The following is a 2,406-nucleotide window of genomic DNA, read 5'->3' on the forward strand; positions in this document are numbered from 1 at the left end:
CCGCCCGAGGCGCGGCGGCGGCGCAGGGTCTCGCGCAGCGCGTCGGCGGACGACAGCCGGGGCTTGGCCGCCGCGTGCACGACCGCGTCCACCCAGCCCTCGACGAGCGCCAGCGCCGTCTCCAGGCGGGCCAGGGCGGCCTTCTGCTCGGGCGTGTCCTCCGGCTGGAACATGCCCTGCTGGAGCGCCTCCTGCAGCTGCTCGGGGTTCTGCGGGTCGAACTGGCCGACCACGTCCTCCAGCTTGGCGGTGTCGACCTTGATCCCGCGCGCGTACCCGTCGACCGCGCCGAACAGATGCGAGCGCAGCCACGGCACATGCGCGAACAGGCGCTGGTGGGCGGCCTCGCGCAGGGCGAGATACAGCCGCACCTCCTCCTGCGGGACGCCCAGGTCCTTGCCGAACGTCTCGATGTTCACCGGCAGGAGCGCGGCCTTGCCGGCCGGGCCGAGCGGCAGGCCGATGTCGGACGAGCCGACGACCTCACCGGCGAGCACACCGACGGCCTGTCCGATCTGCGTGCCGAACATGGCGCCGCCCATGGAGCGCATCATGCCGATCAGCGGGCCGGCCATGGCCTGCATCTCCTCCGGCAGCACGTCACCCATGGCGTTGCCCACGCGCTCGGCGACCGGGTCCACCAGCTCGCGCCAGGCGGGCAGGGTCGCCTCGACCCACTCCGCGCGGCTCCAGGCCACGGAGGAGTGCGCGCCCGACGGCAGGGAGGTGGCGTCGTCCAGCCACAGGTCGGCCAGGCGGACGGCCTCCTCGACGGCCTTGCGGTCGGCGGGGCCGACGCTCGCGTCCTTGGTGCCGTCGGCCGTGCCCTGGGAGACGGTCTGGCGGGCGATCTGCTTGGCCATGTCCCAGTTCACCGGGCCGCCCTCGTAGGAGAGCATCTGGCCGAGCTGCTGGAAGGCGGCGCCCAGGTCGGTGGGGTTCAGCGACCCGAACATCGCGGCGAACGGATTGTCCGCGCCCGGGCCGCCAAAGCCTCCGGCTCCGGGCATGCCGAAACCGAACGGGTTGGCCGGGCCCTGACCACCGCCGCTCTGCGGGTCCTTCTTCTTGCCCTCGTCGCCGTCGTCCGGCTCCTCCGGCGGAAGGCCGAATCCGAATGGGGTGTCACTCACGGGATTCCTCGGCTGGTAGGGCCGCCGGTTCTTTCCGGCGGCACGGCTGCCCGACAACACCACCCAGCGTAGACACCTGAGGCGGTTCGGGCCTCGGTGCTTCGCCGACAGAAGGCCTGCGGCAGGATGGATGCCACCTGGTACGTACGCGTCACATGCGCCCGTACTGAAGACAACCGCTGGAGACGCCCGGTGAGTTCCCCAGATCCGCAGGTTCGCGCAGCGCGAAACCAGTCAACCAGTCCCGCGGCCCGCGGGCCCGTCGTCGCGGTCACCGGCGCCGCGTCCGGCGTGGGCGCGCTGCTCACCGAGCGGCTGGCCGCCTCGGAGGAGATCAAGCAGGTCATCGCCATCGACGAGCGCCGCGGCGAGTGCGCGGAGGCCCAGTGGCACATCCTGGACGTCCGTGATCCGGCCATCGCGGACAAGCTGCGCGGGGCGGACGTGGTGGTCCATCTGGCCCTCGACCTCGACCTGGAGACCGACGCGGCCGCGCGGACCGCTTACAACGTCCGGGGGACGCAGACCGTCCTGACGGCAGCCGCGGCCGCCGGTGTGCACCGGGTCGTGCTGTGCACCTCGGCGATGGTCTACGGCGCCCTGCCGGACAACGAGCTGCCCCTGTCGGAGGACGCGGAACTGCGCGCCACCGCGGAGGCCACCGGCGTCGGCGACCTCCTGGAGATCGAGCGCCTGGCGCGCCGGGCGCCCCGCGCGCATCCCGGGCTCAATGTCACGGTGCTGCGCCCCGCCATCCTCGTGGGCGGCACCGACACCGCGCTGACCAGGTACTTCGAGTCGCCCCGGCTCCTTGTGGTGGCCGGTTCGCGCCCCGCCTGGCAGTTCTGCCACGTCGAGGACCTGTGCAGCGCTCTGGAGTACGCGGTGCTGGAGAAGGTGGACGGCGAGCTGGCCGTCGGCTGCGACGGCTGGCTCGAGCAGGAGGAGGTCGAGGAGCTCAGCGGCATCCGGCGCATGGAGCTGCCGTCGGCGGTGGCGCTGGGCGCGGCGGCCCGGCTGCACCGGATCGGGCTCACCCCCTCGCCGGCCGGGGACCTGGCGTACACGATGTACCCCTGGGTGGTCAGCGGCAGCCGGCTGCACGACGCCGGGTGGCGTCCCGCGTACACCAACGAGGAGGTGCTGGCGGAGCTGCTGGAGGAGGTCTCCGGACGGCACACCGTCGCCGGCCGTCGCCTCGGCCGCAAGGACGCCACGGCGGCGGGCGCCGCGGGCGCGACGGTGGCGCTGCTGGGCGCGGCGGCCGTGGTGC

Annotated in this window: 2 protein-coding genes; one reads left to right on the plus strand and one right to left on the minus strand. The window is 73.4% G+C overall.

Going from position 1 to position 2,406, the window contains the following annotated elements; all coding sequences use genetic code 11:
- The coding region (locus N4P33_RS34650) for a zinc-dependent metalloprotease (protein ID WP_260830884.1) at positions 1 to 1,133 on the minus strand (1,133 nt) is incomplete at its 3' end.
- Positions 1,134 to 1,325: 192 nt separating this feature from the next.
- On the opposite strand from N4P33_RS34650, the gene N4P33_RS34655 reads away from it, so the two are divergent.
- On the plus strand, positions 1,326 to 2,406 hold a 1,081-nt coding region (locus N4P33_RS34655; RefSeq protein ID WP_260830885.1), incomplete at its 3' end, for an SDR family oxidoreductase.

This window comes from Streptomyces sp. 15-116A, from assembly GCF_025290915.1.
Taxonomy (GTDB): domain Bacteria; phylum Actinomycetota; class Actinomycetes; order Streptomycetales; family Streptomycetaceae; genus Streptomyces.